This window comes from Escherichia sp. E4385, assembly GCF_963883145.1.
GTDB lineage: Bacteria > Pseudomonadota > Gammaproteobacteria > Enterobacterales > Enterobacteriaceae > Escherichia.
In genome coordinates, this window is record NZ_CAWOOJ010000013.1 from 1 (window position 1) to 25,469 (window position 25,469).

At 50.3% G+C, this 25,469-nt stretch carries 24 protein-coding genes and 1 pseudogene; 17 read left to right on the forward strand and 8 right to left on the reverse strand.

What is annotated here, in order from left to right:
- The first annotated feature begins 195 nt into the window (after positions 1-195).
- The 9 genes and pseudogenes from cvpA to AACS80_RS12175 form a co-directional block, all read left to right on the forward strand.
- Positions 196-684: a colicin V production protein gene (gene cvpA / locus AACS80_RS12135; RefSeq protein WP_000262113.1), complete on the forward strand. Its 489-nt coding sequence runs from the start codon at positions 196-198 to the stop codon at positions 682-684.
- A 36-nt stretch (positions 685-720) separates the two neighbouring features.
- Positions 721-2,238 carry an amidophosphoribosyltransferase gene (purF, locus tag AACS80_RS12140; RefSeq protein WP_130207254.1) on the forward strand — a complete coding sequence of 506 codons (1,518 nt, stop codon included), beginning with the start codon at positions 721-723 and terminating at the stop codon, positions 2,236-2,238.
- A 94-nt stretch (positions 2,239-2,332) separates the two neighbouring features.
- Positions 2,333-2,902: a flavin prenyltransferase UbiX gene (gene ubiX, locus AACS80_RS12145; protein ID WP_112923829.1), complete on the forward strand. Its 570-nt coding sequence runs from the start codon at positions 2,333-2,335 to the stop codon at positions 2,900-2,902.
- A gap of 264 nt (positions 2,903-3,166) precedes the next feature.
- Positions 3,167-3,949 carry a lysine/arginine/ornithine ABC transporter substrate-binding protein ArgT gene (argT, locus tag AACS80_RS12150; RefSeq protein ID WP_130207252.1) on the forward strand — a complete coding sequence of 261 codons (783 nt, stop codon included), beginning with the start codon at positions 3,167-3,169 and terminating at the stop codon, positions 3,947-3,949.
- A 220-nt stretch (positions 3,950-4,169) separates the two neighbouring features.
- Entirely contained in the window at positions 4,170-4,952 is a 783-nt protein-coding gene (gene hisJ / locus AACS80_RS12155) for a histidine ABC transporter substrate-binding protein HisJ (protein WP_000737621.1), read from the forward strand.
- 90 nt (positions 4,953-5,042) lie between these two features.
- Positions 5,043-5,729 (forward strand): histidine ABC transporter permease HisQ, encoded by a 687-nt coding sequence (gene hisQ / locus AACS80_RS12160; protein ID WP_130207250.1) that lies wholly within the window; start codon positions 5,043-5,045, stop codon positions 5,727-5,729.
- Entirely contained in the window at positions 5,726-6,442 is a 717-nt protein-coding gene (locus AACS80_RS12165) for an ABC transporter permease (RefSeq protein ID WP_000569948.1), read from the forward strand. Before hisQ ends, AACS80_RS12165 begins: the two co-directional genes overlap by 4 nt.
- Before the next feature lie 7 nt (positions 6,443-6,449).
- Positions 6,450-7,223, forward strand: coding sequence for a histidine ABC transporter ATP-binding protein HisP (hisP, locus tag AACS80_RS12170; protein ID WP_130207246.1), 774 nt, complete (start codon positions 6,450-6,452; stop codon positions 7,221-7,223).
- A gap of 218 nt (positions 7,224-7,441) precedes the next feature.
- Positions 7,442-8,068, forward strand: a pseudogene (locus tag AACS80_RS12175) (Rpn family recombination-promoting nuclease/putative transposase); the annotation flags it as partial.
- A 47-nt stretch (positions 8,069-8,115) separates the two neighbouring features.
- On the opposite strand, the gene AACS80_RS12180 reads toward AACS80_RS12175, so the two are convergent.
- The 3 genes from AACS80_RS12180 to yfcG are packed head-to-tail and all read right to left on the reverse strand — an operon-like array spanning position 8,116 to position 10,096.
- Positions 8,116-9,009, reverse strand: a complete 894-nt coding sequence (locus tag AACS80_RS12180) for a TIGR01777 family oxidoreductase (RefSeq protein WP_130207242.1) — start codon at positions 9,007-9,009, stop codon at positions 8,116-8,118.
- A 20-nt stretch (positions 9,010-9,029) separates the two neighbouring features.
- Entirely contained in the window at positions 9,030-9,392 is a 363-nt protein-coding gene (gene folX / locus AACS80_RS12185) for a dihydroneopterin triphosphate 2'-epimerase (protein WP_130207240.1), read from the reverse strand.
- Positions 9,393-9,448: 56 nt separating this feature from the next.
- A complete protein-coding gene (gene yfcG / locus AACS80_RS12190; protein WP_130207238.1) occupies positions 9,449-10,096 on the reverse strand; it encodes a GSH-dependent disulfide bond oxidoreductase in 648 nt (215 codons plus the stop codon).
- 134 nt (positions 10,097-10,230) lie between these two features.
- Here yfcG and yfcF point away from each other — a divergent pair, with 134 nt between their 5' ends.
- Genes yfcF through yfcD form a run of 3 tightly spaced genes read left to right on the forward strand, consistent with a single transcriptional unit; the run spans position 10,231 to position 12,083 of the window.
- Positions 10,231-10,875 carry a glutathione transferase gene (gene yfcF, locus AACS80_RS12195; protein ID WP_130207236.1) on the forward strand — a complete coding sequence of 215 codons (645 nt, stop codon included), beginning with the start codon at positions 10,231-10,233 and terminating at the stop codon, positions 10,873-10,875.
- Between the two features lie 55 nt (positions 10,876-10,930).
- Positions 10,931-11,482 (forward strand): phosphodiesterase, encoded by a 552-nt coding sequence (gene yfcE / locus AACS80_RS12200; RefSeq protein WP_064526570.1) that lies wholly within the window; start codon positions 10,931-10,933, stop codon positions 11,480-11,482.
- A 58-nt stretch (positions 11,483-11,540) separates the two neighbouring features.
- Positions 11,541-12,083, forward strand: coding sequence for an NUDIX hydrolase YfcD (gene yfcD / locus AACS80_RS12205; protein WP_130207234.1), 543 nt, complete (start codon positions 11,541-11,543; stop codon positions 12,081-12,083).
- Between the two features lie 204 nt (positions 12,084-12,287).
- Here yfcD and yfcC read toward each other — a convergent pair whose 3' ends face one another.
- From yfcC to ackA, 3 genes are all read right to left on the reverse strand, one after another.
- Positions 12,288-13,808 carry a putative basic amino acid antiporter YfcC gene (gene yfcC, locus AACS80_RS12210; RefSeq protein ID WP_130207232.1) on the reverse strand — a complete coding sequence of 507 codons (1,521 nt, stop codon included), beginning with the start codon at positions 13,806-13,808 and terminating at the stop codon, positions 12,288-12,290.
- A 190-nt stretch (positions 13,809-13,998) separates the two neighbouring features.
- Positions 13,999-16,143 (reverse strand): phosphate acetyltransferase, encoded by a 2,145-nt coding sequence (gene pta, locus AACS80_RS12215; protein WP_130207230.1) that lies wholly within the window; start codon positions 16,141-16,143, stop codon positions 13,999-14,001.
- A 73-nt stretch (positions 16,144-16,216) separates the two neighbouring features.
- A complete protein-coding gene (ackA, locus tag AACS80_RS12220; protein WP_130207228.1) occupies positions 16,217-17,419 on the reverse strand; it encodes an acetate kinase in 1,203 nt (400 codons plus the stop codon).
- Between the two features lie 338 nt (positions 17,420-17,757).
- On the opposite strand from ackA, the gene yfbV reads away from it, so the two are divergent.
- The 4 genes from yfbV to AACS80_RS12240 all read left to right on the forward strand — a co-directional run bounded on the left by yfbV (position 17,758) and on the right by AACS80_RS12240 (position 21,371).
- Positions 17,758-18,213, forward strand: a complete 456-nt coding sequence (gene yfbV / locus AACS80_RS12225) for a terminus macrodomain insulation protein YfbV (protein WP_000106627.1) — start codon at positions 17,758-17,760, stop codon at positions 18,211-18,213.
- A gap of 83 nt (positions 18,214-18,296) precedes the next feature.
- Positions 18,297-18,791 (forward strand): YfbU family protein, encoded by a 495-nt coding sequence (locus tag AACS80_RS12230; protein WP_064526599.1) that lies wholly within the window; start codon positions 18,297-18,299, stop codon positions 18,789-18,791.
- A gap of 10 nt (positions 18,792-18,801) precedes the next feature.
- On the forward strand, positions 18,802-19,452 hold the full coding sequence (hxpA, locus tag AACS80_RS12235) for a hexitol phosphatase HxpA (RefSeq protein WP_130207225.1): 651 nt from the start codon (positions 18,802-18,804) through the stop codon (positions 19,450-19,452).
- Positions 19,453-19,538: 86 nt separating this feature from the next.
- On the forward strand, positions 19,539-21,371 hold the full coding sequence (locus AACS80_RS12240) for an SLC13 family permease (protein WP_130207223.1): 1,833 nt from the start codon (positions 19,539-19,541) through the stop codon (positions 21,369-21,371).
- Positions 21,372-21,431: 60 nt separating this feature from the next.
- On the opposite strand, the gene yfbR is transcribed toward AACS80_RS12240, so the two are convergent.
- Positions 21,432-22,031 (reverse strand): 5'-deoxynucleotidase, encoded by a 600-nt coding sequence (gene yfbR, locus AACS80_RS12245; protein WP_130207221.1) that lies wholly within the window; start codon positions 22,029-22,031, stop codon positions 21,432-21,434.
- 83 nt (positions 22,032-22,114) lie between these two features.
- A complete protein-coding gene (gene alaA, locus AACS80_RS12250) occupies positions 22,115-23,332 on the reverse strand; it encodes an alanine transaminase AlaA (RefSeq protein ID WP_064526608.1) in 1,218 nt (405 codons plus the stop codon).
- 923 nt (positions 23,333-24,255) lie between these two features.
- On the opposite strand from alaA, the gene lrhA reads away from it, so the two are divergent.
- Entirely contained in the window at positions 24,256-25,194 is a 939-nt protein-coding gene (gene lrhA / locus AACS80_RS12255) for a transcriptional regulator LrhA (protein ID WP_130207219.1), read from the forward strand.
- The last annotated feature ends 275 nt before the right edge of the window (positions 25,195-25,469 follow it).

Here is a 25,469-nt window from a genome sequence, read left to right on the forward strand (position 1 = left end):
GTCGGATAAGGCGTTCACGCCGCATCCGACAATGATTGCCCGATGCCGCAAAGGCATAAAAAGTCGATGGCGTTGAATATTTTTTCAGCGCCATTTTTATTGATGCGCGGGAAGGAAATCCCTACGCAAACGTTTTCTTTTTCTGTTAGAATGCGCCCCGAACAGGATGACAGGGCGTAAAATCGTGGGACACATATGGTCTGGATTGATTACGCCATAATCGCGGTGATTGCTTTTTCCTCTCTGGTTAGCCTGATCCGCGGCTTTGTTCGTGAAGCGTTATCGCTGGTGACATGGGGTTGTGCTTTCTTTGTTGCCAGTCATTACTACACTTACCTGTCAGTCTGGTTTACGGGCTTTGAAGACGAACTGGTTCGAAATGGGATTGCCATCGCGGTACTGTTTATCGCTACCCTGATCGTTGGTGCTATCGTGAACTTCGTGATAGGCCAGCTGGTGGAGAAAACGGGGTTGTCAGGCACCGATCGGGTGCTGGGCGTCTGTTTCGGTGCGTTGCGCGGTGTGTTGATTGTTGCTGCCATTCTCTTCTTTCTCGACTCCTTTACCGGGGTGTCGAAAAGCGAAGACTGGAGCAAATCACAGCTGATCCCGCAGTTCAGTTTTATCATCAGATGGTTTTTTGATTATCTGCAAAGCTCGTCAAGTTTCTTGCCCAGGGCGTAAGTGCTCTGAGATGTGGCTTAACGAGGAAAAAGACGTATGTGCGGTATTGTCGGTATCGCCGGTGTTATGCCGGTTAACCAGTCGATTTATGATGCCTTAACGGTGCTTCAGCATCGCGGTCAGGATGCCGCCGGCATCATCACCATAGATGCCAATAACTGCTTCCGTTTGCGTAAAGCGAACGGGCTGGTGAGCGATGTATTTGAAGCTCGCCATATGCAGCGTTTGCAGGGCAATATGGGCATTGGTCATGTGCGTTACCCTACGGCTGGCAGCTCCAGTGCCTCTGAAGCGCAGCCGTTTTACGTTAACTCTCCGTATGGTATTACGCTTGCCCACAACGGCAATCTGACCAACGCTCACGAGTTGCGTAAAAAACTGTTTGAAGAAAAACGCCGCCACATCAACACCACTTCTGACTCGGAAATTCTGCTTAATATCTTCGCCAGCGAGCTGGATAACTTCCGCCACTATCCGCTGGAAGCCGACAACATTTTCTCCGCCATTGCCGCGACTAACCGCCAAATTCGCGGCGCGTATGCCTGCGTGGCGATGATTATCGGCCACGGTATGGTCGCCTTCCGCGATCCTAACGGGATTCGTCCGCTGGTGTTGGGGAAACGTGATATCGACGAGAATCGCACAGAATATATGGTCGCTTCCGAAAGCGTTGCGCTCGATACGCTGGGCTTTGAGTTCCTGCGTGACGTCGCCCCAGGCGAAGCGATTTACATCACTGAAGAAGGGCAGTTGTTTACCCGTCAGTGTGCTGACAATCCGGTCAGCAATCCGTGCCTGTTTGAGTATGTTTACTTTGCCCGTCCTGACTCGTTCATCGACAAAATTTCCGTTTACAGCGCGCGTGTGAATATGGGCACCAAACTGGGCGAGAAAATTGCCCGTGAATGGGAAGATCTGGATATTGACGTGGTGATCCCGATCCCGGAAACTTCTTGCGATATCGCGCTGGAAATAGCCCGAATTCTGGGCAAACCGTACCGCCAGGGCTTTGTTAAAAATCGCTATGTTGGTCGTACCTTCATCATGCCGGGTCAGCAACTGCGTCGTAAATCTGTGCGCCGTAAATTGAACGCCAACCGCGCTGAGTTCCGCGATAAAAACGTCCTGCTGGTTGATGACTCCATCGTGCGCGGCACCACCTCTGAACAAATTATCGAGATGGCACGCGAAGCCGGAGCGAAGAAAGTGTACCTCGCCTCTGCGGCACCGGAAATTCGCTTCCCGAACGTTTATGGTATTGATATGCCGAGTGCCACGGAACTGATCGCTCACGGCCGTGAAGTGGATGAAATTCGCCAGATCATCGGTGCCGACGGTTTGATTTTCCAGGATCTCAACGATCTGATCGAAGCCGTTCGCGCTGAAAATCCGGATATCCAGCAGTTTGAATGCTCGGTGTTCAACGGCGTCTACGTCACCAAAGATGTTGATCAGGGCTACCTCGATTTTCTCGATACTTTACGTAATGACGACGCCAAAGCATTGCAACGTCAGAACGAAGTGGAAAACCTGGAAATGCATAACGAAGGATGATGCCTTCACTCAGGGTGCCAGTCTGGCACCCTGACTTGCAACTCCCGCCGAAATCCTGCAAAGTCTGCCTGCAAGTCTGACAGGGCAACTCTCTATGAAACGACTCATTGTAGGCATCAGTGGTGCCAGCGGCGCGATTTATGGCGTGCGCTTATTACAGGTTCTGCGCGATGTCACAGACATCGAAACGCATCTGGTTATGAGCCAGGCGGCGCGCCAGACCTTATCCCTCGAAACGGATTTTTCCCTGCGCGAAGTGCAGGCGTTAGCCGATGTAACTCATGATGCGCGCGATATTGCTGCCAGCATCTCTTCTGGTTCTTTTCAGACGCTGGGCATGGTGATTTTACCCTGTTCAATCAAAACCCTTTCCGGCATTGTCCATAGCTATACCGATGGCCTGTTGACCCGCGCGGCAGATGTGGTGCTGAAAGAGCGTCGCCCGTTGGTGCTCTGCGTGCGTGAAACACCATTGCACTTAGGCCACCTGCGTTTAATGACTCAGGCGGCTGAAATCGGTGCGGTGATTATGCCTCCCGTTCCGGCGTTTTATCATCGCCCGCAATCCCTTGATGATGTGATAAATCAGACGGTTAACCGTGTTCTTGACCAGTTTGCGATAACCCTTCCCGAAGATCTCTTTGCCCGCTGGCAGGGCGTATAACTCCACTGTTGCCCTGTTTCAGGGCAATTTTGCAACCGCGATCAAATCCTCGACATTTTGTTCCTTCCATTGAATCGAAACGCTGCGATTCAACCGCCATACCTGCTATCTTCAATTTCAGGACAATAATGCAACGTCTTATTAACATATTTTACGTTGAATGTTGCTGCTGTCGGCAAGATGGCATAAGACCTGCATGAATGAGCCTGCAAACACACAACACAATACACAATATAAAAAAGCCATTTCACTTGAGGGTTATGTATGAAGAAGTCGATTCTCGCTCTGTCTTTGTTAGTCGGTATCTCCGCAGCAGCTTCCAGCTACGCGGCGCTGCCGGAGACGGTACGTATCGGAACGGATACCACCTATGCACCGTTCTCATCGAAAGATGCCAAAGGTGACTTTGTTGGCTTTGATATCGATCTCGGTAACGAGATGTGCAAACGGATGCAGGTGAAATGTACCTGGGTTGCCAGTGACTTTGACGCGCTGATCCCCTCACTGAAAGCGAAAAAAATCGACGCCATTATTTCGTCGCTCTCCATTACCGATAAACGTCAGCAGGAGATTGCTTTCTCTGACAAGTTGTACGCCGCGGATTCCCGTTTGATTGCCGCCAAAGGTTCGCCGATTCAGCCAACGCTGGATTCACTGAAAGGTAAACATGTCGGAGTGCTGCAAGGCTCCACTCAGGAAGCCTACGCTAACGATACCTGGCGCAGTAAAGGTATTGATGTTGTGGCTTATGCCAACCAGGATTTAGTTTATTCCGATCTGGCTGCGGGGCGTCTGGATGCTGCGTTACAAGATGAAGTCGCCGCCAGTGAAGGATTCCTTAAGCAACCTGCCGGTAAAGAGTTCGCCTTTGCTGGCCCTTCAGTGAAAGACAAAAAATACTTCGGTGACGGCACCGGTGTCGGGCTACGTAAAGATGATGCTGAACTGACGGCTGCGTTTAATAAGGCGCTTGGCGAACTGCGCCAGGATGGTACTTACGACAAGATGGCGAAAAAGTACTTCGATTTTAATGTCTACGGTGACTGATACGTCGCAGGGAAGCTGCACCTGATAGCGTCATTCTCATGGTGCATTATAGGTTTGTTGCACTATCGTGGTGCATTGAAATGCATACTTAAGCAATTTTAATGAAAAATAATACGATTAACGGGCCGGGATATTTTGCCTTGTTGGTCAATTTTATGGCACGATAAGTGTAACAAACCTGTAAATATTCCCTATTAAAAGACTGTCAGTTGAGGACATTATGAAAAAACTGGTGCTATCGCTCTCCTTGGTTCTGGCCTTCTCCAGCGCGACTGCTGCTTTTGCTGCTATTCCGCAAAATATTCGCATCGGTACTGACCCGACTTATGCACCGTTTGAATCAAAAAATTCACAAGGTGAATTGGTTGGCTTTGATATCGACCTGGCGAAGGAACTGTGCAAACGCATCAATACGCAATGTACATTTGTCGAAAACCCGCTGGATGCGTTAATTCCGTCATTAAAAGCGAAGAAGATTGACGCCATCATGTCATCGCTTTCCATCACCGAAAAACGTCAGCAGGAAATAGCCTTCACCGACAAATTGTACGCCGCCGATTCTCGCCTGGTTGTGGCGAAAAATTCCGACATTCAGCCGACAGTAGAATCGCTGAAAGGCAAGCGGGTGGGCGTATTGCAGGGCACGACCCAGGAGACATTTGGTAACGAGCACTGGGCGCCAAAAGGCATTGAAATCGTCTCTTATCAGGGGCAGGACAACATTTATTCTGACCTGACCGCCGGGCGTATTGATGCCGCGTTCCAGGACGAAGTTGCCGCCAGCGAAGGTTTCCTCAAACAGCCTGTCGGTAAAGATTACAAATTCGGTGGCCCGTCTGTTAAAGATGAAAAACTGTTTGGCGTAGGCACCGGCATGGGCCTGCGTAAAGAAGATAACGAACTGCGCGAGGCACTGAACAAAGCCTTTGCCGAAATGCGCGCTGACGGTACTTACGAGAAATTAGCGAAAAAGTACTTCGATTTTGATGTTTATGGTGGTTAATCACCATCGGTGAAAGAAAGCCCGCTCCCTTTGGGTAACCGGAGGGAGACAAGAGGCAGGAAATTCACCACACACGACAGGACAGGCTGCATGTTGTATGGGTTTTCAGGTGTTATTTTACAGGGGGCGCTCGTCACGCTGGAGCTGGCTATCAGCTCTGTAGTGCTCGCTGTAATCATCGGTTTAATTGGCGCTGGCGGTAAGCTCTCGCAAAATCGGCTTTCGGGGCTGATTTTCGAAGGGTACACCACGCTGATTCGCGGCGTGCCGGACTTGGTGTTGATGCTGCTGATATTTTACGGTTTGCAGATTGCGCTAAACGCGGTGACGGAAGCGATGGGCGTCGGACAGATTGATATCGACCCGATGGTTGCCGGTATTATCACCCTGGGTTTTATTTACGGTGCTTACTTCACCGAAACGTTCCGTGGCGCGTTTATGGCGGTGCCGAAAGGACAAATAGAGGCGGCTACGGCGTTCGGTTTTACTCGCGGGCAAGTATTTCGGCGGATTATGTTTCCGGCGATGATGCGTTACGCTCTGCCGGGCATTGGCAACAACTGGCAGGTGATCCTCAAATCTACCGCTCTGGTTTCGTTACTCGGCCTGGAAGATGTGGTGAAAGCCACCCAATTGGCAGGCAAAAGTACATGGGAACCGTTCTATTTCGCCATCGTCTGTGGCGTGATTTATCTGGTTTTCACCACCGTTTCCAATGGTGTGCTGCTGTTCCTTGAGCGCCGCTACTCCGTGGGTGTGAAGAGGGCTGACCTGTGATCGAAATCTTACATGAATACTGGAAACCGCTGTTGTGGACCGACGGTTATCGCTTTACCGGCGTGGCGATTACCCTTTGGTTGCTGATTTTGTCAGTAGTGATAGGCGGAATTCTGGCGCTGTTTCTGGCGATTGGTCGCGTCTCAAGTAATAAATACATCCAGTTTCCAATCTGGTTATTTACCTATATTTTTCGCGGTACGCCGCTGTATGTGCAGTTGCTGGTGTTCTATTCCGGCATGTACACGCTGGAGATTGTTAAAGGGACCGAGTTCCTTAACGCCTTTTTCCGCAGTGGCCTGAACTGTACCGTGCTGGCGCTGACGCTTAACACTTGTGCTTACACCACCGAGATTTTTGCCGGAGCGATCCGCTCGGTGCCGCACGGGGAAATTGAAGCTGCCAGGGCCTATGGTTTCTCGACCTTTAAAATGTATCGCTGCATTATTTTACCGTCGGCGCTGCGTATTGCTTTACCGGCCTACAGCAACGAAGTGATCCTGATGTTGCACTCTACTGCGCTGGCGTTTACTGCCACGGTGCCGGATCTGCTGAAAATTGCCCGTGATATCAACGCCGCGACGTATCAACCTTTTACCGCCTTTGGCATTGCTGCGGTACTCTATTTAATCATCTCTTATGTCCTGATCAGCCTCTTTCGCAGAGCGGAAAAACGCTGGTTGCAGCATGTGAAACCTTCTTCAACGCACTGAGAATACGATGTCCGAGAATAAATTAAACGTTATCGATTTGCACAAACGCTACGGCGAACATGAAGTGCTGAAAGGGGTGTCACTGCAAGCGAACGCCGGGGATGTGATCAGCATCATCGGATCGTCGGGATCGGGGAAAAGTACCTTTCTGCGTTGCATTAACTTCCTCGAAAAACCGAGTGAAGGCACGATCGTGGTTAACGGCCAGACTATCAATCTGGTGCGGGATAAAGACGGCCAACTCAAAGTCGCCGATAAAAATCAGCTGCGTTTACTGCGCACGCGCCTGACGATGGTGTTCCAGCACTTCAATCTCTGGAGCCACATGACGGTGCTGGAAAACGTCATGGAAGCGCCCATTCAGGTGCTGGGCCTGAGCAAGCATGAAGCGCGCGAGCGGGCGGTGAAATATCTGGCGAAAGTCGGCATAGACGAACGTGCGCAGGGGAAATATCCGGTGCATCTGTCCGGCGGTCAGCAACAGCGTGTTTCCATCGCAAGGGCGCTGGCAATGGAACCAGAAGTTCTGCTGTTTGATGAACCTACATCGGCCCTTGATCCGGAGCTGGTGGGCGAAGTGCTGCGCATTATGCAGCAGCTGGCGGAAGAGGGCAAAACGATGGTGGTGGTAACCCACGAAATGGAATTTGCTCGCCATGTCTCCACACATGTTATTTTCCTCCATCAGGGGAAAATCGAAGAAGAGGGTGCGCCAGAACAATTATTTGGCAACCCGCAAAGTCCTCGTTTGCAACAGTTCCTTAAGGGATCGCTGAAATAATTGCCTCTCCGGTGGCTAATGCTGCCGGAGTATTTTCAAGGCTAATTTGCGAGTTAGCTTCCGTTGAAATGTATATATTGCAGTCCACTTAAAATAGTTCTGAATTCGCTGTCCAGATATAAAAACTGCCTGCTGCCTTGCTTATAAAGGGTGGTTATTGTCTCGTCATCTTAAATTTGAGAGGTGACGGAACGCCATGACCATATCGACAACTTCCACACCGCATGATGCGCTATTCTATCGCGGCAATGCAAAATCATCTTGATGCAGGCTATAAAGAACTGCCTTTGGTGATCCCGATGCTGTTTTATCATGGTTGCAGAAGTCCTTATCCTTATTCTCTCTGCTGGCTTGATGAATTTGCGGAACCTGCTATTGCCCGCAAAATTTATTCATCGGCTTTTCCGCTGGTGGATATTACCGTGGTGCCGGATGACGAGATTATGCAACATCGCAAAATGGCGTTGCTGGAGTTAATGCAGAAACATATTCGCCAGCGCGATCTATTGGGATTAGTCGATCAAATCGTTTCTCTGCTTATTACAGGCAACACTAATGACAGGCAGCTAAAAGCCCTGTTTAATTACGTATTACAAACGGGGGATGCCCAGCGCTTCCGCGCATTTATTGGTGAGATAGCGGAACGCGCACCACAAGAAAAGGAGAAACTGATGACCATTGCTGACAGATTACGTGAAGAAGGGCGGAATGATGGATTAATTCTGGGCAAACGCGAAGAAGCCCTGCGTATTGCTCAGGAGATGCTGGAGAGAGGTTTAGACCGAGAGTTAGTTTTGACACTGACCCGACTTTCGCCAGACGAGCTTTTGGCGAAAAGCCACTAATTCTGAATTACCAGGAACTAACTGGCGGATGTTCGCGGTAAAACACATCAGTGAATAACGTCTGCCAGCGCCTCGTCTAAATCGTACCAGCGAAAAGCGAATCCCGCTTCTTCCAGCCTTTTTGGCAGCGCACGTTGCCCGCCTAATACCAGAACTGAAGATTCGCCCATTAACAGCCGAATAGCGGTGGCGGGGACGCGCATAATTGCCGGGCGATGCAGTGCATGACCGAGCGCGTGGGCAAATTGTTCGTTGCGTACCGGATAGGGGGCAACCATATTAAACGGTCCGCGCAGATCGTTATCCAGCAGCCAGAGAATCCCGTTGACCATATCATCGATATGAATCCAGGCCAGATACTGCCGACCAGAGCCAATTGGGCCACCTAAACCGAGGCGAAACGGCGGCAGCATTTTGCCGAGAATTCCGCCATCTGGTGCCAGCACCACACCGGTACGCAGCAGGCACACACGCGTTTTGTCGCTTTGCGCCCGACAGGCAATTTCTTCCCAACGAGCGCAGAGTTTATGGGTAAATTCGTTATGCGGAGGCTCTTCTTCGGTAACTACAACTTCACCTAAATCACCGTAATATCCCGTCGCCGAACCGGAAATAAGGACCGACGGCGGCGTGTTGCTGGCGTTAATTAAATCCACCAGTTTTTGCGTAATATTCCAGCGACTTTGGCACAGTCGGTCTTTTTGCTCGCGAGTCCAGCGTTTGTCGGCAATCGGTTCGCCAGCCAGGTTGATTACCGCATCAACGCCGTTGAGGTTGCTTTGATCGGCAAGCCCTTGCCATAGTGTCACTTGAGGGCCGAGGATTGAACTGGCTTTCTGCGTGTTACGCGTCACCACAGTGACCTGATGGCCCAACTCCAGCAAACGCGGGATTAAATGGCGACCAATTAATCCAGTCCCTCCGGTGATCACTATATTCATGCAGCCTCCCGATATGGCGGTTAACGCTGCCAGCTCAAGGTCATTGATACCGAATCGGCGTAGCGCAGCGCGTGCAGTTTATCGATCTCCACTTCAGCATAGGTTACCCAGTGATGTTCACGTGCGATATCGAGCACATCCTGAGTTAATTTTTCCAGCAAAGAGAAACGGTTATTCTCTACGTGTTGAATGATGTTTTTGGTGACGGTGCGATAGTTCAGCGCGTCATTAATATCTTCACTGGTACGCGCTTTATCGGCGGGGTAGTGGATCGTGACATTGATAACGATATCCTGACGGTTGTTAATCTCTTCGTCCTTAATTCCGATAAATGTACGTAAACGAAGGTTCTTTATACGAATAATAGCGGCAGGTTGTGACATTGCAGGTTCCCTGTTGTTTTACTTAGACTGGAATAATACACGAGAACCTTTCTCAGTTAACTATCTGAGATCTCATCATTCAATTGGGCCTTTAATAGTGATTGTCCGGTGGCTGGGCGTGAACGGATCCGCTCATGCCAGTTCTTCGCTGCCGGGTACATAGCAAGGTCAATCCGCTGACGAGCATATGCATTTACCCACGGCCAACAGGCAATATCCGCAATGCTGTAATCTTCGCCGCCAAGCCAGGGGGCGTTTTCCAGGCGCTTATTGAGTACCTGATACAGACGCTGGGTTTCAACCTGATAACGTTCAATAGCGTAAGGAATAGTCTGTGGCGCAGCATGATTAAAATGATGATTCTGTCCGAGCATTGGCCCCAGGCCGCCAACCTGCCAGAATAACCATTGTAAGGTGGTGGCGCGCTCACGCGGGTCGTGACTTAAAAATAGTCCCGTTTTCTCTGCCAGATACAACAATATTGCACCTGACTCAAAGAGGCTTAACGGTTCGCCGCCATCAGTCGGTGAATGATCAACAATTGCCGGAATCTTATTGTTCGGTGAAATGCGCAAAAACTCCGGGCGAAACTGACAGCCTTTCCCCAAGTCAACCTTAATTAAACGATAATCCAGGCCAGCCTCTTCGAGAAACAGCGTAATTTTGTGGCCATTTGGGGTAGGGGCATAATAGAGATCGATCATTGCAGCTCCGGTTGTCTAATAATCTGAACATCTCAAGTATAGAAACCCGGGAGGCTTGCGTGAGTTTTCATCAAGTAACCGTGGCAAAAAGGCTCTATAGTTTGAGAGCAAGCCCCTTTATCGCCGAGGATATAATGAGTAAACCCGCTATCACGCTTTGGTCAGATGCCCATTTTTTCTCCCCCTACGTGTTATCTGCCTGGGTGGCGTTGCAGGAGAAAGGACTACCTTTTCATATAAAGACTATCGACCTTGACAGCGGTGAACATTTACAGCCGACGTGGCAAGGTTACGGGCAGACACGCCGCGTGCCTTTGTTACAGATTGATGATTTTGAGTTGAGTGAATCCTCTGCCATAGCGGAATATCTGGAAGACCGTTTTGCGCCGCCGACCTGGGAACGCATTTATCCATTGGATCTGCAAAACCGGGCGCGTGCACGGCAGATTCAGGCATGGCTGCGGAGCGACCTGATGCCTCTGCGTGAAGAGCGTTCGACGGATGTCGTTTTTGCTGGCGCAAAAAAAGCACCGCTAACGGCGGAGGGAAAAGCCAGCGCGCAGAAATTGTTCGCAATGGCAGAACATTTACTGACGCATAACCAGCCTAATTTGTTTGGCGAGTGGTGCATTGCCGACACTGATTTAGCGCTAATGATTAATCGTCTGGTGCTGCACGGCGATGAGGTGCCGGAGCGTATGGTGGATTATGCGGCATTCCAGTGGCAGCGTGCTTCAGTTCAGCGTTTTATTGCACTTTCAGCAAAGCAATCTGGCTGATAGCAGCGACAGAATCCAGTATCATAGCTTACGTTTTTTCGACGAGGAGTGAGTGATGAAACTGATGTTTGCATCGGACATTCATGGGTCGTTACCGGCGACGGAACGTGTACTGGAGTTGTTTGCCCAAAGCGGCGCGCAGTGGCTGGTGATTCTTGGCGACGTGCTGAATCACGGCCCACGCAATGCTTTACCGGAGGGCTATGCGCCGGCAAAGGTGGCGGAACGCTTGAATGAAGTGGCGCATAAAGTCATCGCTGTACGTGGCAACTGCGACAGTGAAGTGGACCAAATGCTGCTGCATTTCCCAATGACCGCGCCATGGCAACAGGTGTTGCTGGAAAAACAGCGCCTGTTTCTGACACATGGGCATCTGTTTGGCCCGGATAATCTGCCGGCGTTAAACCAGAACGACGTGCTGGTGTATGGTCATACCCATCTGCCGGTGGCGGAGCAGCGGGGGGAGATTTTCCACTTCAACCCCGGTTCGGTTAGCATTCCGAAAGGCGGCAATCTGGCGAGCTACGGCATGCTCGAAGATGACGTACTAAGCGTAATCGCACTCAATGATCAAAGTATCATTGCGCAGGTCGCGATTAATCCGTAATTTACCCAACAACTCAAAATGCGCCGTAAGAGCGCCAGAAAAAGAAGGTTTCCTGATAATGGAACAGCGTCGTTTGGCAAGTACTGAATGGGTGGATATTGTCAATGAAGATAACGAAGTCATTGCACAAGCCAGCCGGGAACAAATGCGGGCACAGTGTCTGCGTCATCGTGCAACTTACATCGTCGTGCATGATGGTATGGGCAAAATTCTGGTCCAGCGTCGTACCGAGACAAAAGACTTTTTACCCGGCATGTTAGATGCTACTGCTGGTGGTGTGGTCCAGGCTGATGAACAACTGCTGGAATCCGCACGTCGCGAAGCGGAAGAAGAGTTGGGCATTGCCGGTGTCCCCTTTGCCGAGCACGGGCAGTTCTATTTCGAAGATAAAAATTGCCGTGTCTGGGGCGCGTTGTTCAGCTGTGTTTCTCACGGCCCTTTCGCCCTTCAGGAAGATGAAGTCAGCGAGGTCTGCTGGCTGACGCCAGAAGAAATCACCGCGCGTTGCGATGAGTTCACACCAGACTCGCTAAAAGCTTTGGCGTTGTGGATGAAGCGCAATGCCAACAATGAAGCCGTAGAGACTGAAACGGCAGAATGAAAAAAGAGCCGCAGTTGCGGCTCTCAGGTTGTAGACAAAGTGCGCTTTGTTTATGCCGGATGCGGCGTAAATGCCTTATCCGGCCTACAAAATATTGCAAATTCAATATATTGCATGGGCCATGTAGGCATGATAAGCGTAACGCATCAGGCAATTTTTCCGTTGTCATCAATCTAAGAGCCGCAATCGCGGCTCTTAACGTTTTTAATGGTAGCCCATCAACTGGGCGCCTATCACCACCACGCTGGACATAATAAACAGCAGCCCAAGCAGTGTTGCCCCCACTTTTATCCAGTTACGGAAGTCCACCCGGCAAACACCGAGCGTGGCCATTAACGAAGCCGAGGTCGGGTAAATGATATGACTGAAGCCATCGCCAAACTGGAAGGCCAGCACGGTAACCTGACGGTTAACGCCGACCAGATCGCCAAGCGGTGCCAGTAACGGCATGGTTAACGCGGCCTGGCCAGAACCGGATGTCACGAAGAAATTAAATACCGCCTGGAAGAGCAGCATAAACCACGCCGCGACCGCGTTATCAAGGCCGCTAATGGCATTGGCAATGCTGTTGAGGATGGTATTCAGTACGCTGGCATCACCGGCTTCGCCGTTACCTACCAGCAGCAAAATCCCTTTGGCGAAACCAACCAGCAGGGCGGGGGCTATCATCATTCGCGCGCCTTCGGTAAATGATGAAGCCATGGTGTTTACCGTCATACCATTCAGACGGAAGACAACGCCGATGATGCCAATTACCAGACCCATAGCGAAGAACTGGCTGGCAATTTCAGGAATAAACCAGGCATTGACAATAACGCCCCAAATCACCCAGATCATGACGGCGGTTAAAACAATTAATACCAGCCAGTCACCAAAGGTAAATGGGCGCTGTTCGACATCCGCCTGTTTTTCGCGGAAGAAACGATCGGACTCATGAACGCGTGACAACAGAGGATTCTTTTTCACCCGTGAGGCGTACACCATGGTGAAGACCAGGCCAATCAGAGTAGAGATTACCCATACCACGATGCGCAAACCGGAGCCAGAAAGCACCGGAACACCAGCGATCCCCTGGGCGACGACCACGCAGAACGGGTTCATCCACGAGCTGGCAAAACCGATTTGCGTAGCGATATAGGTTACCAGGACGGTGGTGATACTGTCATAACCTAGCCGTACCATGAGTGGCGCGATGATGATGGCAAAGGCGACTGCCTCTTCTCCCATGCCAAATACCGCACCGCCGAGTGAAAAGAGAATAAATAACGCCGGAATGAAAAGAATTTCATTCCCTCGTGTGTGGCGGATAAGCGCCAGGATGCCGTTATCAATAGTTCCTGTACGCATCACGATGCCAAACGCGCCGCCAATCACCAGCATAAACATGATGATGCCAACGGCGGTCCCATATTTCGAACCAGAGGTTAGCCCTTCAAACGGGAAGTTCATCAGGCCGGGACGTTCATCGCCCGTCGAGAACAGTTGTACGCGGTGATACTCTGGTTCGCCCGCCTCGTTGGTCAGAATGCGAAATGAGTGAGGGTCTACAACCTTGCGTGTTTTTGTCTGACCATCAACCTGATATTGCACTTCCTGACTGTCAAACATTCCCACCGGAACAACCCAGGTGGCGAGACTGGTTAAAATAGCAACAAAAAAGATAATCACCAGAGTATCGGGCATTGCCCATCTTCTGGTTGGTTTGGATTCAGTGATTGCTGACATAGCGCAAATTTTCCCTTGCACAAGACAAAGTGGTAAGTATGCAAAGTGAGATGACGCAATTCATTGATGCAGCGCAGTTAAGCAAGATAATCAGAAAGGAGTAATGCAAATTAAGAGAATAAAAAACCGGAAATAGTGGCTATTTCCGGTTCTGATATCCGCAGCAGTAAGGCTGCGGATTATGACGAGATTACTGCTGCTGTGCAGACTGAATCGCAGTCAGCGCGATGGTGTAGACTATATCGTCAACCAGTGCGCCACGGGACAGGTCGTTAACCGGCTTGCGCATACCCTGCAGCATCGGCCCGATGGAGATCAGGTCGGCAGAACGCTGTACCGCTTTGTAGGTGGTGTTACCGGTGTTCAGATCCGGGAAGATGAACACGGTAGCGCGACCTGCAACCGGAGAGTTCGGCGCTTTAGATTTCGCAACGTCAGCCATTACCGCAGCGTCGTACTGCAGCGGGCCGTCGATCATCAGGTCAGGACGTTTTTCCTGCGCCAGACGAGTTGCTTCGCGAACTTTCTCTACGTCGCTACCTGCACCAGAAGTACCGGTGGAGTAGGAGAGCATAGCCACACGCGGTTCGATACCGAAGGCTGCGGCGGAATCCGCGGACTGGATGGCGATTTCAGCCAGCTGTTCTGCGGTCGGATCCGGGTTGATCGCACAGTCACCGTAAACGTAAACCTGTTCCGGCAGCAGCATGAAGAACACGGAAGATACCAGAGAGCTACCCGGTGCAGTTTTGATCAGCTGCAGCGGCGGACGGATGGTGTTTGCGGTGGTGTGAACAGCACCGGAAACCAGGCCATCAACTTCATCCTGTTCCAGCATCAGGGTACCGAGAACCACGTTGTCTTCCAGCTGTTCGCGGGCAACGGTTTCGGTCATGCCTTTGTTCTTACGCAGTTCGACCAGACGAGCAACATATTTTTCGCGAACCACTTCCGGATCAACGATTTCAATGCCTGCGCCCAGTTCTACGCCTTGAGACGCTGCAACTCGGTTGATCTCTGCCGGGTTACCCAACAGTACGCAAGTTGCGATACCACGTTCAGCACAGATGGCGGCTGCTTTAACGGTACGCGGTTCGTCGCCTTCCGGCAGAACGATACGTTTGCCCGCTTTGCGCGCCAGTTCAGTCAGCTGATAACGGAACGCAGGCGGAGACAGACGACGGCTGCGCTCGGAAGTGGCAGTCAGAGAGTCAATCCAGTCAGCGTTGATGTAGTTAGCAACGTATTCCTGAACTTTCTCGATGCGCTCGTGATCGTCAACCGGAACTTCCAGGTTGAAGCTCTGCAGGCTCAGAGAAGTCTGCCAGGTGTTGGTGTTCACCATGAATACCGGCAGGCCGGTGGCGAAAGCGCGTTCGCACAGTTTAGAAATGCGCGCGTCCATTTCATAGCCGCCAGTCAGCAGCAGGGCGCCGATTTCTACGCCGTTCATTGCAGCAAGGCAAGCGGCAACCAGTACGTCAGGACGGTCTGCGGAAGTTACCAGCAGAGAACCTGCACGGAAGTGCTCCAGCATGTGCGGAATGCTGCGTGCACAGAAAGTTACAGATTTCACGCGGCGAGTGTTGATGTCGCCTTCGTTGATGATGGTGGCATTCAGGTGGCGTGCCATATCGATAGCACGAGTCGCGATTAGATCAAAGCTCCACGGCACAGCGCCGAGAACCGGCAGCGGGCTGGATTCTTGCAGCTTCGCTGGATCAACATTGTTGATTTTAGCTTTGGAAGAGTCGTCGAAAATCTCGGACAGATCCGGGCGAGTACGACCCTGTTCATCAACCGGTGCGTTCAGTTTGTTAACGATAACGCCAGTGATGTTGGTGTTTTTGGCACCACCGAAGCTGTTACGAGTCAGTTCGATACGCTCTTTCAGCTGTTCCGGGGTGTCAGTACCCTGAGACATAACGAAGACGATTTCCGCGTTCAGCGTTTTGGCGATTTCGTAGTTCAGAGACTGGGCAAACTGGTGTTTACGTGTCGGTACCAGACCTTCAACCAGAACCACTTCAGCGTCTTTGGTGTTAGCGTGGTAGTTCGCGACGATCTCTTCCATCAGCACATCTTTTTTATTGCTGGAAAGCAGACCTTCAACGTAGCTCATTTTCAGCGGTTCGGCGGCTGTCGTGGTGGAAGAGCTCGCACGCACGATAGTCGTTGTCTGATCGGGCGCATCGCCACCGGTACGCGGCTGAGCAATAGGTTTGAAAACGCTCAGACGAACGCCTTTGCGTTCCATTGCACGGATCACGCCGAGGCTGACGCTGGTCAGACCGACGCTGGTTCCGGTAGGGATCAGCATAATAATACGGGACACGGTTTATCCTCTTTCGTTACCGCCGGTTGGCGGGTTACAAAACAGCACCGCCAGCTGGGCTGGCGGTGTGAAATCAGGCAGTCAGGCGGCTCGCGTCTTGCGCGATAACCAGTTCTTCGTTGGTTGGGATAACCACCGCAGGACGGGTACCTTCTTTGTTGATGAAACCAGATTTGCCGAAACGTGCAGCCAGGTTGCGTTCGCGATCAACTTCAAAGCCCAGCACGCCCAGTTTGCCCAGAGACAGTTCACGAACCATCGCTGCGTTTTCACCGATACCACCGGTGAATACAACAGCGTCCAGACGACCATCCATCAGCGCGGTGTATGCACCGATGTATTTCGCCAGGCGGTGGCAGTAAACGTCCATTGCGCGCTTCGCGTCTTCTTTCGTCGCGTAGTTATCTTCAACATAGCGGCAGTCGCTGGTCACTTCGGTCAGACCCAGCAGGCCAGACTCTTTGGTCAGCAGTTTGTTGATGGCATCAACGCTCATGCCGAGGGTGTCGTGCAGGTGGAAAATGATCGCCGGATCGATGTCACCAGAACGAGTACCCATTACCAGGCCTTCCAGCGGAGTCAGACCCATAGAGGTATCAACGCATTTGCCGTTACGGATAGCAGAAACGGAACCACCGTTGCCCAGGTGGCAGGTGATGATGTTCAGTTCTTCTACCGGTTTGTTCAGCATTTTTGCCGCTTCCTGAGTTACATAGAAGTGGCTGGTGCCGTGCGCGCCATAACGACGGATGCCGTGCTCTTTGTACAGGTTGTACGGCAGGGCGTAGAGGTAAGACTCTTCCGGCATAGTCTGGTGGAACGCCGTGTCAAATACAGCAACGTTTTTATCTTTCAACTGCGGGAAAGATTTCAGTGCTTCTTCGATACCGATCAGGTGAGCCGGGTTGTGCAGCGGTGCAAAAGAAGCTGCATCTTTGATACCCTGAATAACAGACTCGTCGATCACTACGGAGCTGGTATACTTCTCACCGCCGTGTACGATACGGTGACCGATAGCGGTCAGCTGCGCAGACAGTTCTGGTTTTTGTGCCAGAATAGTATTAACGATAAAGTTGAGCGCTTCGCTGTGAGCGGCGCCTGCACCTAAAGCCGCTTCTTGTTTATTGCCGTCCATTTTCCATTTGATACGTGCTTCGGGCAGGTGGAAACATTCGGCTAAACCAGAAAGGTACTCTTCACCATTCGCTGCATCGATGATTGCAAATTTCAGTGAAGAACTACCGCAGTTCAGAACCAGTACTAACTTACTCGACATGGAAGTACCTATAATTGATACGTGGCTAAAAAAACGTCAGGGAGCCATAGAGCGTAGCGCATGATGACACCGACATTTATGATTAACATCATGCACTGCAAATTTTTTTTGCATGATGGAAGAAATATCTTGAGTCTATGCCATTTTGCGTAATTTTCAGCCAATGGCATAATGTTTATGAATTTGACGACTCAATGAATATGTACTACTCGGCCATTTCAGGCTGCTAAAGGATACCTGATTGTGGGTATGGAAGACAAAATGTTTTGAACGTTGTCCCGCTGAGTTGTGAATTTGCACAAATTTTTGAATCTTTATATGTGAAGTTGAGGTGAAGCATGTCAACGCCGGATAATCGTTCTGTTAATTTTTTTAGCTTGTTTCGCCGGGGACAGCATTACTCAAAGACGTGGCCGCTGGAAAAACGCCTTGCCCCGGTCTTTGTTGAGAATCGAGTCATTAAGATGACGCGCTATGCGATCCGCTTTATGCCGCCGATCGCCGTGTTTACTCTCTGCTGGCAGATTGCGCTGGGCGGTCAGCTTGGTCCGGCAGTCGCCACTGCGTTGTTCGCCCTAAGCTTACCCATGCAGGGACTGTGGTGGCTGGGCAAGCGCTCTGTAACGCCATTACCACCTGCAATCCTCAACTGGTTTTATGAAGTTCGCGGTAAATTGCAGGAGTCTGGACAGGTGCTGGCACCTGTTGAAGGCAAGCCTGATTACCAGGCATTAGCTGACACGCTTAAGCGCGCCTTCAAACAACTGGATAAAACTTTCCTTGATGATTTGTAATTGACCCCTGATTACGCATATAAAAGAAGGCAGACATCGGCCTTCTTTTTTTTCACCGTAGTAGAGTGATACAGGAGTCAACAATGGAAATGACCAACGCGCAACGTCTTATTTTGTCTAACCAGTACAAAATGATGACTATGCTCGATCCGGCAAATGCTGAACGTTACCGTCGCCTGCAAACAATCATTGAGCGTGGTTATGGTTTACAAATGCGTGAACTGGATCGCGAGTTTGGCGAGCTGAAAGAAGAAACCTGCCGCACTATCATCGACATTATGGAGATGTATCACGCGCTGCATGTTTCCTGGTCTAATTTACAGGACCAGCAATCCATCGATGAACGTCGTGTCACCTTCCTCGGCTTTGACGCCGCCACCGAAGCACGTTATCTCGGTTATGTCCGCTTTATGGTTAACGTTGAAGGGCGTTACACCCATTTTGATGCCGGAACTCACGGTTTTAATGCCCAGACGCCAATGTGGGAGAAATATCTGCGCATGTTGAATGTCTGGCATGCCTGCCCGCGTCAGTATCACCTGAGCGCTAACGAAATTAACCAAATCATCAACGCCTGAGGAGGCCCGCGTGCGGTGTAAAGGTTTTCTGTTTGATCTGGATGGAACGCTGGTGGATTCTCTGCCCGCGGTAGAGCGGGCGTGGAGCAACTGGGCCAGACGTCATGGGCTAGCACCGGAAGATGTGCTGGCGTTTATTCATGGTAAACAGGCGATTACGTCTCTGCGCCATTTCATGATGGGCAAATCGGAGACGGAAATTGCCGCCGAGTTTACCCGTCTGGAACAAATCGAGGCCACGGAAACCGAAGGTATTACCGCACTCCCAGGGGCGATAGCTTTACTCAATCATTTGAATAAAGCGGGGATTCCGTGGGCCATTGTCACTTCTGGTTCCATGCCTGTTGCGCGAGCACGTCACAAAGTCGCCGGACTTCCCGCGCCGGAAGTGTTTGTTACCGCAGAGCGGGTTAAACGTGGAAAACCAGAGCCGGATGCATATCTGTTAGGTGCACAACTGTTGGGCCTTGCGCCGCAGGAATGCGTGGTAGTAGAGGATGCGCCCGCTGGTGTGCTTTCTGGCCTGGCGGCGGGTTGCAAGGTTATCGCAGTCAATGCGCCGACTGAGACGCCGCGTCTGAATGAGGTAGATTTGGTCCTCCATAGTCTGGAACAAATTACTGTGATCAAACAGCCAAATGGTGACGTTATTATTGCGTGAAACGCCAGATCATGATTTAGCCCCGTCCCGACGGGGCTTTTTTGTGGCAGAATCAGGCCATCCCCCTCAATTAACAAGGATACGTTGTGAACGGTGAATTGATCTGGGTTCTTTCATTACTGGCGGTTGCCATCGTCTTGTTTGCGACTGGCAGAGTGCGTATGGATGCGGTCGCTTTGTTTGTCATTGTTGCGTTTGCATTAAGCGGTACGCTGACCGTCCCTGAAGTGTTTTCCGGTTTTTCCGATCCTAACGTGGTACTGATCGCCGCCTTGTTTATTATTGGCGATGGTTTAGTCCGCACGGGTGTCGCCACTGTAATGGGGACATGGCTGGTTAAAGTGGCAGGCAACAGTGAAATCAAAATGTTGGTTTTGTTGATGCTGACCGTTGCGGGCCTTGGCGCGTTTATGAGTTCAACGGGCGTCGTCGCTATCTTTATCCCTGTGGTGTTAAGCGTCGCTATGCGCATGCAAACGTCGCCGTCGCGCCTGATGATGCCGTTAAGTTTTGCCGGGCTGATCAGCGGCATGATGACGCTGGTGGCAACGCCACCTAACCTGGTGATTAACAGTGAATTGCTGCGTGAAGGCTATCATGGTTTTAGTTTCTTTAGCGTAACCCCCATCGGCCTGGTCGTACTGGTGCTGGGCATCTTGTATATGTTAGTGATGCGTTTCATGCTGAAAGGGGATGCCCAGACCCCGCCGCGCGAAGGCTGGACGCGTCGTACCTTCCGCGATCTTATCCGTGAATACCGACTTACCGGGCGCGCGCGTCGCCTGGCCATTCGTCCCGGTTCGCCGATGATTGGCCAGCGACTGGACGATCTCAAATTACGTGAACGTTATGGCGCTAACGTCATCGGTGTTGAACGCTGGCGGCGTTTTCGTCGCGTTATTGTGAACGTGAACGGGGTTTCTGAATTCCGGGCGCGTGACGTTTTGCTTATTGATATGTCTGCGGCTGATGTCGATCTCCGACAATTTTGTAGTGAACAATTGCTGGAACCGATGGTGCTGCGCGGCGAGTATTTTTCCGATCAAGCCCTTGATGTTGGCATGGCGGAGATTTCATTAATTCCTGAGTCTGAGTTGATTGGTAAATCGGTGCGCGAAATTGGCTTTCGTACGCGCTACGGACTGAATGTGGTGGGCCTGAAACGCAACGGCGTGGCGCTGGAAGGTTCGCTGGCGGATGAGCCTCTGCTGCTAGGCGATATCATTCTGGTCGTCGGTAACTGGAAGCTTATCGGTATGTTGGCAAAACAGGGCCGCGACTTCGTGGCGCTGAACTTACCGGAAGAAGTGAGTGAAGCATCGCCTGCGCACAGTCAGGCACCCCATGCCATTTTCTGTCTGGTGTTGATGGTGGCGTTAATGCTGACTGATGAAATCCCTAATCCCATCGCGGCTATCATTGCCTGCCTGCTGATGGGGAAATTCCGCTGTATCGATGCTGAAAGCGCCTATAAATCCATTCACTGGCCGAGCATTATTTTGATCGTTGGGATGATGCCGTTCGCGGTAGCGCTACAGAAAACAGGCGGTGTCGCGCTGGCGGTGAAAGGGTTAATGGACATCGGCGGCGGTTACGGGCCGCATATGATGCTTGGCTGTTTGTTTGTCTTGTCGGCGGTGATTGGTTTGTTTATTTCGAATACGGCAACGGCTGTGTTGATGGCGCCGATTGCGCTGGCCGCGGCTAAAACAATGGGCGTCTCGCCGTATCCATTTGCCATGGTGGTGGCGATGGCAGCATCCGCCGCCTTTATGACGCCAGTTTCCTCGCCGGTTAACACGTTGGTTTTAGGGCCGGGAAATTACAGCTTTAGTGATTTTGTGAAGCTGGGAGTACCGTTCACCGTTATTGTGATGGCGGTTTGCGTGGTGATGATTCCGATGCTGTTTCCGTTTTAACGAGAGCCCGATGCGACGCTGGCGCGTCTTATCAGGCTGCGTCGGCTGGTATCTGTCTGCTTACAGCGGCGAATCCTGGCTAATCTCATCGAGCGATAGTTGGAAGCTGGGAACAAAGACTTCAATGAAGTAGTCCATCTCCTGGCTGCGGCGCGCTTCAAGCGTCGCTTCCAGCCGCGTTTTTGCCAGCAAAAATTCATTATTTCCGGCTGCGAGCTCTTCCAGACATTTCAGATAGGCACAAAGTGCATCAGCCTGTTTCACCAGCGACTTTTCTTCATCGCTATACGCATTTTCATCGATTAATGGCGCGAAAATATCCCGCAACTCCTCCGGAACCATATCGACCAGCTTTTGTTGGGCGATTTTTTCAATGGCTTTGTATTCCTGAGCGATTTGCGAGTTGAAATATTTCACTGGGGTAGGGAGATCGCCGGTGAGCACTTCAGAGGCATCGTGGTACATCGCCAGCAGAGCGATGCGTTCAGCGTTGACATTTCCGCCAAACTTACGGTTTTTAATGGCAGCCAGCGCATGGGCGACCATCGCCACCTGCAAACTGTGCTCAGACACATTTTCTGTCCGTACATTGCGCATTAACGGCCAGCGGTTAATGAGTTTCAGACGGGAGAGATGGGCAAAAAAATGGCTCTGCTTCATAACGACCTTGCGTGTGATGACTTCATGAGATCATTGTGGGGGGATAACACTGCCGGATGCAATCTCCGGCAGTGAATTTAAGATTACAGCTGATGATAGCCAGAAAGGAAACGAGCGAATTTACTTAATGACAGTTCGATATCATCAACGCGCGGCAGCGTAACTATGCGGAAGTGATCCGGCCACGGCCAGTTAAAAGCCGTTCCCTGAACCAGCAGAACTTTTTCCTGTAACAGGAAGTCCAGCACCATCTTCTGGTCGTCGTGAATATTAAAACGTTTGGCGTCGATTTTTGGGAACATGTACAGCGCGCCGCGTGGCTTCACGCAGGAAACGCCTGGAATGTCGTTAATCAATTCCCATGCGCGATTACGCTGCTCGTAAAGACGCCCGCCTGGTAAGATAAATTCACTGATACTCTGATAGCCACCCAATGCGGTCTGAATCGCGTGTTGTGCGGGAACGTTGGCGCAAAGTCGCATTGAGGCCAGCATCTCCAGACCTTCGATGTAGCCTTTGGCGTGTTTTTTCGGCCCGTTCAGCACCATCCAGCCCTGACGGAAGCCTGCCACGCGATACGTTTTCGACAGACCGTTAAAGGTAATGGTCAGCAGGTCAGGCGCCATCGCCGCAATCGAGTGATGCTCGGCGTCGTCGTAGAGAATTTTGTCGTAAATTTCATCGGCGAAGATAATGAGATTATGCTGACGCGCAATCTCCACAATTTCCATTAAAAGCTCTTTGGAATAAACCGCGCCGGTAGGGTTGTTCGGGTTGATAATAACGATACCGCGCGTACGAGGCGTAATTTTAGCGCGAATATCATCGAGGTCCGGAAACCAGTCAGAGGACTCGTCACAAAGGTAGTGCACCGCTTTACCGCTGGAGAGCGAAACCGCCGCGGTCCATAGTGGGTAATCAGGTGCAGGAACCAACATTTCATCCCCGCTGTTCAGCAAGGCCTGCATTGCCTGAACGATAAGCTCCGATACACCATTGCCGATGTAAATATCTTCCACGGTAACATCACGCATGCCTCGCGCCTGATAGTGCTGCATGATGGCTTTACGCGCAGAGTAGAGGCCTTTTGAATCACAATAGCCCTGAGCGGTCGGGAGGTTGCGTATCACGTCAACCAGGATCTCATCAGGAGCGTCAAAACCGAACGGGGCAGGGTTGCCGATGTTCAGTTTCAATACCTTGTTACCTTCTTCTTCCAGGCGTTTTGCTTCTTTCAGCACCGGACCACGGATGTCATAACAGACATTCTCTAACTTGCTGGATTTTTCAATGGGTGACATGAATCTTGACCTTTTTTGCTGTTATCGCCACTCCCTGCCGTGGAAGTCAGCTTAGAACAATGTACTCCCCCGAGGCGGTGTTTTGAAGTTCTGCAGAACAAGATTTTGCGAGAGTAAAAGAAGGGAATGTGCTGTTAATAACTTAATAATCGTTAAATATTGAGATGCATATGCTTAATGATTTGTGTTTTGTAGTGATTTATTCTAAGTATTAATCTAATGCATAGTTTTTTGTCTGGTAGATAAATGTGCGAATTTCCTTTGATTTAAGAAATCACGAACATAACATATTCATGATATTTTCATTATAAGTGAAACATTAACAGATAGTGATTGCCGAAGTGTCGTATAGGTGATGACGTGCGAAACTATTGTTAAGCGTAATTAATGAATGCAGGGTGTGCTAATTAATTATTATTTAATATTCAAAAAGGTTTTGTTGTGCTTATTAATAATAGAAGATTACTTTGCCTAACATAACATAACTTTGCATCAGATAATTCGCAATGGCCCTTATAAATAAATGGGTTTTAGGGTAAAATGCTCGCTTAAATGACGGAACCCCCACTTTTGATGCAGACAAATCATCGCCGCTTATGCGTGTTCACGCTGGGTTGGTGCCGCTTTGCTAGTAGTGGAACAAGGATCAACATTTACATTTACACAAACACTCGCATGTCATAAATAGAAAAGAGTGAGTAACTTAATAGATATGCGATTCCTGAAGATATATTCTGTGAACTACTTCAGGCATTATAACGGAACAATGTGAGTCGTTCTTATTAGTGCAACTCATATGCATTTTAACTTTCATCCAGACTTCCGGATGAAACTGCCAGGGAGGCACATTACAAATGGAATTGCTTGTTTGTGTGTGCACAGCATTAACCAGCTCAGTATGAGCCGCCAGTAAGTGATAATATATGATAAGTGCAAATCGTCCGATAATTAACCTCGACCTCGATCTGCTGAGAACATTTGTTGCTGTTGCCGATCTGAACACTTTTGCTGCCGCAGCTGCCGCCGTGTGTCGTACTCAGTCCGCTGTTAGTCAGCAAATGCAACGTCTTGAACAACTCGTTGGGAAAGAACTGTTCGCTCGGCATGGTCGTAACAAACTGTTAACTGAACATGGCATTCAGCTTCTTGGCTATGCCAGGAAGATCCTGCGTTTTAATGATGAAGCTTGCTCATCATTGATGTTCAGTAATCTTCAGGGCGTGTTAACAATCGGCGCTTCAGATGAATCTGCTGATACGATCTTACCTTTCCTGCTTAATCGCGTGAGTTCGGTTTATCCGAAACTTGCGCTGGATGTCCGCGTTAAGCGTAATGCTTACATGGCAGATATGCTGAAGTCCCAGGAAGTGGATTTAATGGTTACCACAAATCGTCCTGATACCTTTAAGGCGTTAAACCTGAGAACTTCTCCAACGCACTGGTATTGCGCTGCGGAATACGTATTGCAAAAAGGCGAGCCGATCCCTCTGGTGTTGCTGGATGATCCTAGTCCGTTCCGCGATATGGTTCTGGCAACACTCAATAAAGCAGATATTCCATGGCGTCTGGCTTATGTCGCCTCCACGTTGCCGGCGGTCCGTGCTGCCGTTAAAGCGGGATTGGGTGTAACGGCCAGGCCGGTTGAGATGATGAGTCCGGACCTGCGCGTCTTGAGTGCTGTGGACGGTTTACCACCACTGCCAGATACCGAATATTTGCTCTGCTATGATCCGTCCAGCGGTAATGAACTGGCCCAGGTGATATATCAGGCTATGGAGAGTTATCAGAATCCATGGCAGTTCAGCGCGACAGGAGCCCATGAAGGGGATGATTCTCTGTTAATTGAAGGCGATTACGAATAATTGCCTGGTACCAGGTAACCACATTTGTAAAAACAAGCCACTGATGTTTTTTTGAACGTCAGTGGCTTTTTTTTACAATAAATGATGACGACTTTTCCTGATTTTGAACAAATGTGTTCATTTTTCAACCGACCTCCATTCTCTATACGCGCGAACAAAAAATCGCCTGATAAAAATCTCCTGCTACAATAATGTTAAAAAATACGTGAACTTGTTGCTGTATTTTTGTTATGGATTAACAAAAGCGTGTCACAGATCAAGAAAATACTCTCTTT

Coding starts and splice junctions, on each gene's coding strand:
- cvpA (WP_000262113.1), top strand. CDS start 196: ATGGTCTGGATTGATTACGCCATAATCGCGGTGATTGCTTTTTCCTCT.
- purF (WP_130207254.1), top strand. CDS start 721: ATGTGCGGTATTGTCGGTATCGCCGGTGTTATGCCGGTTAACCAGTCG.
- ubiX (WP_112923829.1), top strand. CDS start 2,333: ATGAAACGACTCATTGTAGGCATCAGTGGTGCCAGCGGCGCGATTTAT.
- argT (WP_130207252.1), top strand. CDS start 3,167: ATGAAGAAGTCGATTCTCGCTCTGTCTTTGTTAGTCGGTATCTCCGCA.
- hisJ (WP_000737621.1), top strand. CDS start 4,170: ATGAAAAAACTGGTGCTATCGCTCTCCTTGGTTCTGGCCTTCTCCAGC.
- hisQ (WP_130207250.1), top strand. CDS start 5,043: ATGTTGTATGGGTTTTCAGGTGTTATTTTACAGGGGGCGCTCGTCACG.
- hisP (WP_130207246.1), top strand. CDS start 6,450: ATGTCCGAGAATAAATTAAACGTTATCGATTTGCACAAACGCTACGGC.
- AACS80_RS12180 (WP_130207242.1), bottom strand. CDS start 9,009: ATGAATATAGTGATCACCGGAGGGACTGGATTAATTGGTCGCCATTTA.
- folX (WP_130207240.1), bottom strand. CDS start 9,392: ATGTCACAACCTGCCGCTATTATTCGTATAAAGAACCTTCGTTTACGT.
- yfcG (WP_130207238.1), bottom strand. CDS start 10,096: ATGATCGATCTCTATTATGCCCCTACCCCAAATGGCCACAAAATTACG.
- yfcF (WP_130207236.1), top strand. CDS start 10,231: ATGAGTAAACCCGCTATCACGCTTTGGTCAGATGCCCATTTTTTCTCC.
- yfcE (WP_064526570.1), top strand. CDS start 10,931: ATGAAACTGATGTTTGCATCGGACATTCATGGGTCGTTACCGGCGACG.
- yfcD (WP_130207234.1), top strand. CDS start 11,541: ATGGAACAGCGTCGTTTGGCAAGTACTGAATGGGTGGATATTGTCAAT.
- yfcC (WP_130207232.1), bottom strand. CDS start 13,808: ATGTCAGCAATCACTGAATCCAAACCAACCAGAAGATGGGCAATGCCC.
- ackA (WP_130207228.1), bottom strand. CDS start 17,419: ATGTCGAGTAAGTTAGTACTGGTTCTGAACTGCGGTAGTTCTTCACTG.
- yfbV (WP_000106627.1), top strand. CDS start 17,758: ATGTCAACGCCGGATAATCGTTCTGTTAATTTTTTTAGCTTGTTTCGC.
- AACS80_RS12230 (WP_064526599.1), top strand. CDS start 18,297: ATGGAAATGACCAACGCGCAACGTCTTATTTTGTCTAACCAGTACAAA.
- yfbR (WP_130207221.1), bottom strand. CDS start 22,031: ATGAAGCAGAGCCATTTTTTTGCCCATCTCTCCCGTCTGAAACTCATT.
- alaA (WP_064526608.1), bottom strand. CDS start 23,332: ATGTCACCCATTGAAAAATCCAGCAAGTTAGAGAATGTCTGTTATGAC.
- lrhA (WP_130207219.1), top strand. CDS start 24,256: ATGATAAGTGCAAATCGTCCGATAATTAACCTCGACCTCGATCTGCTG.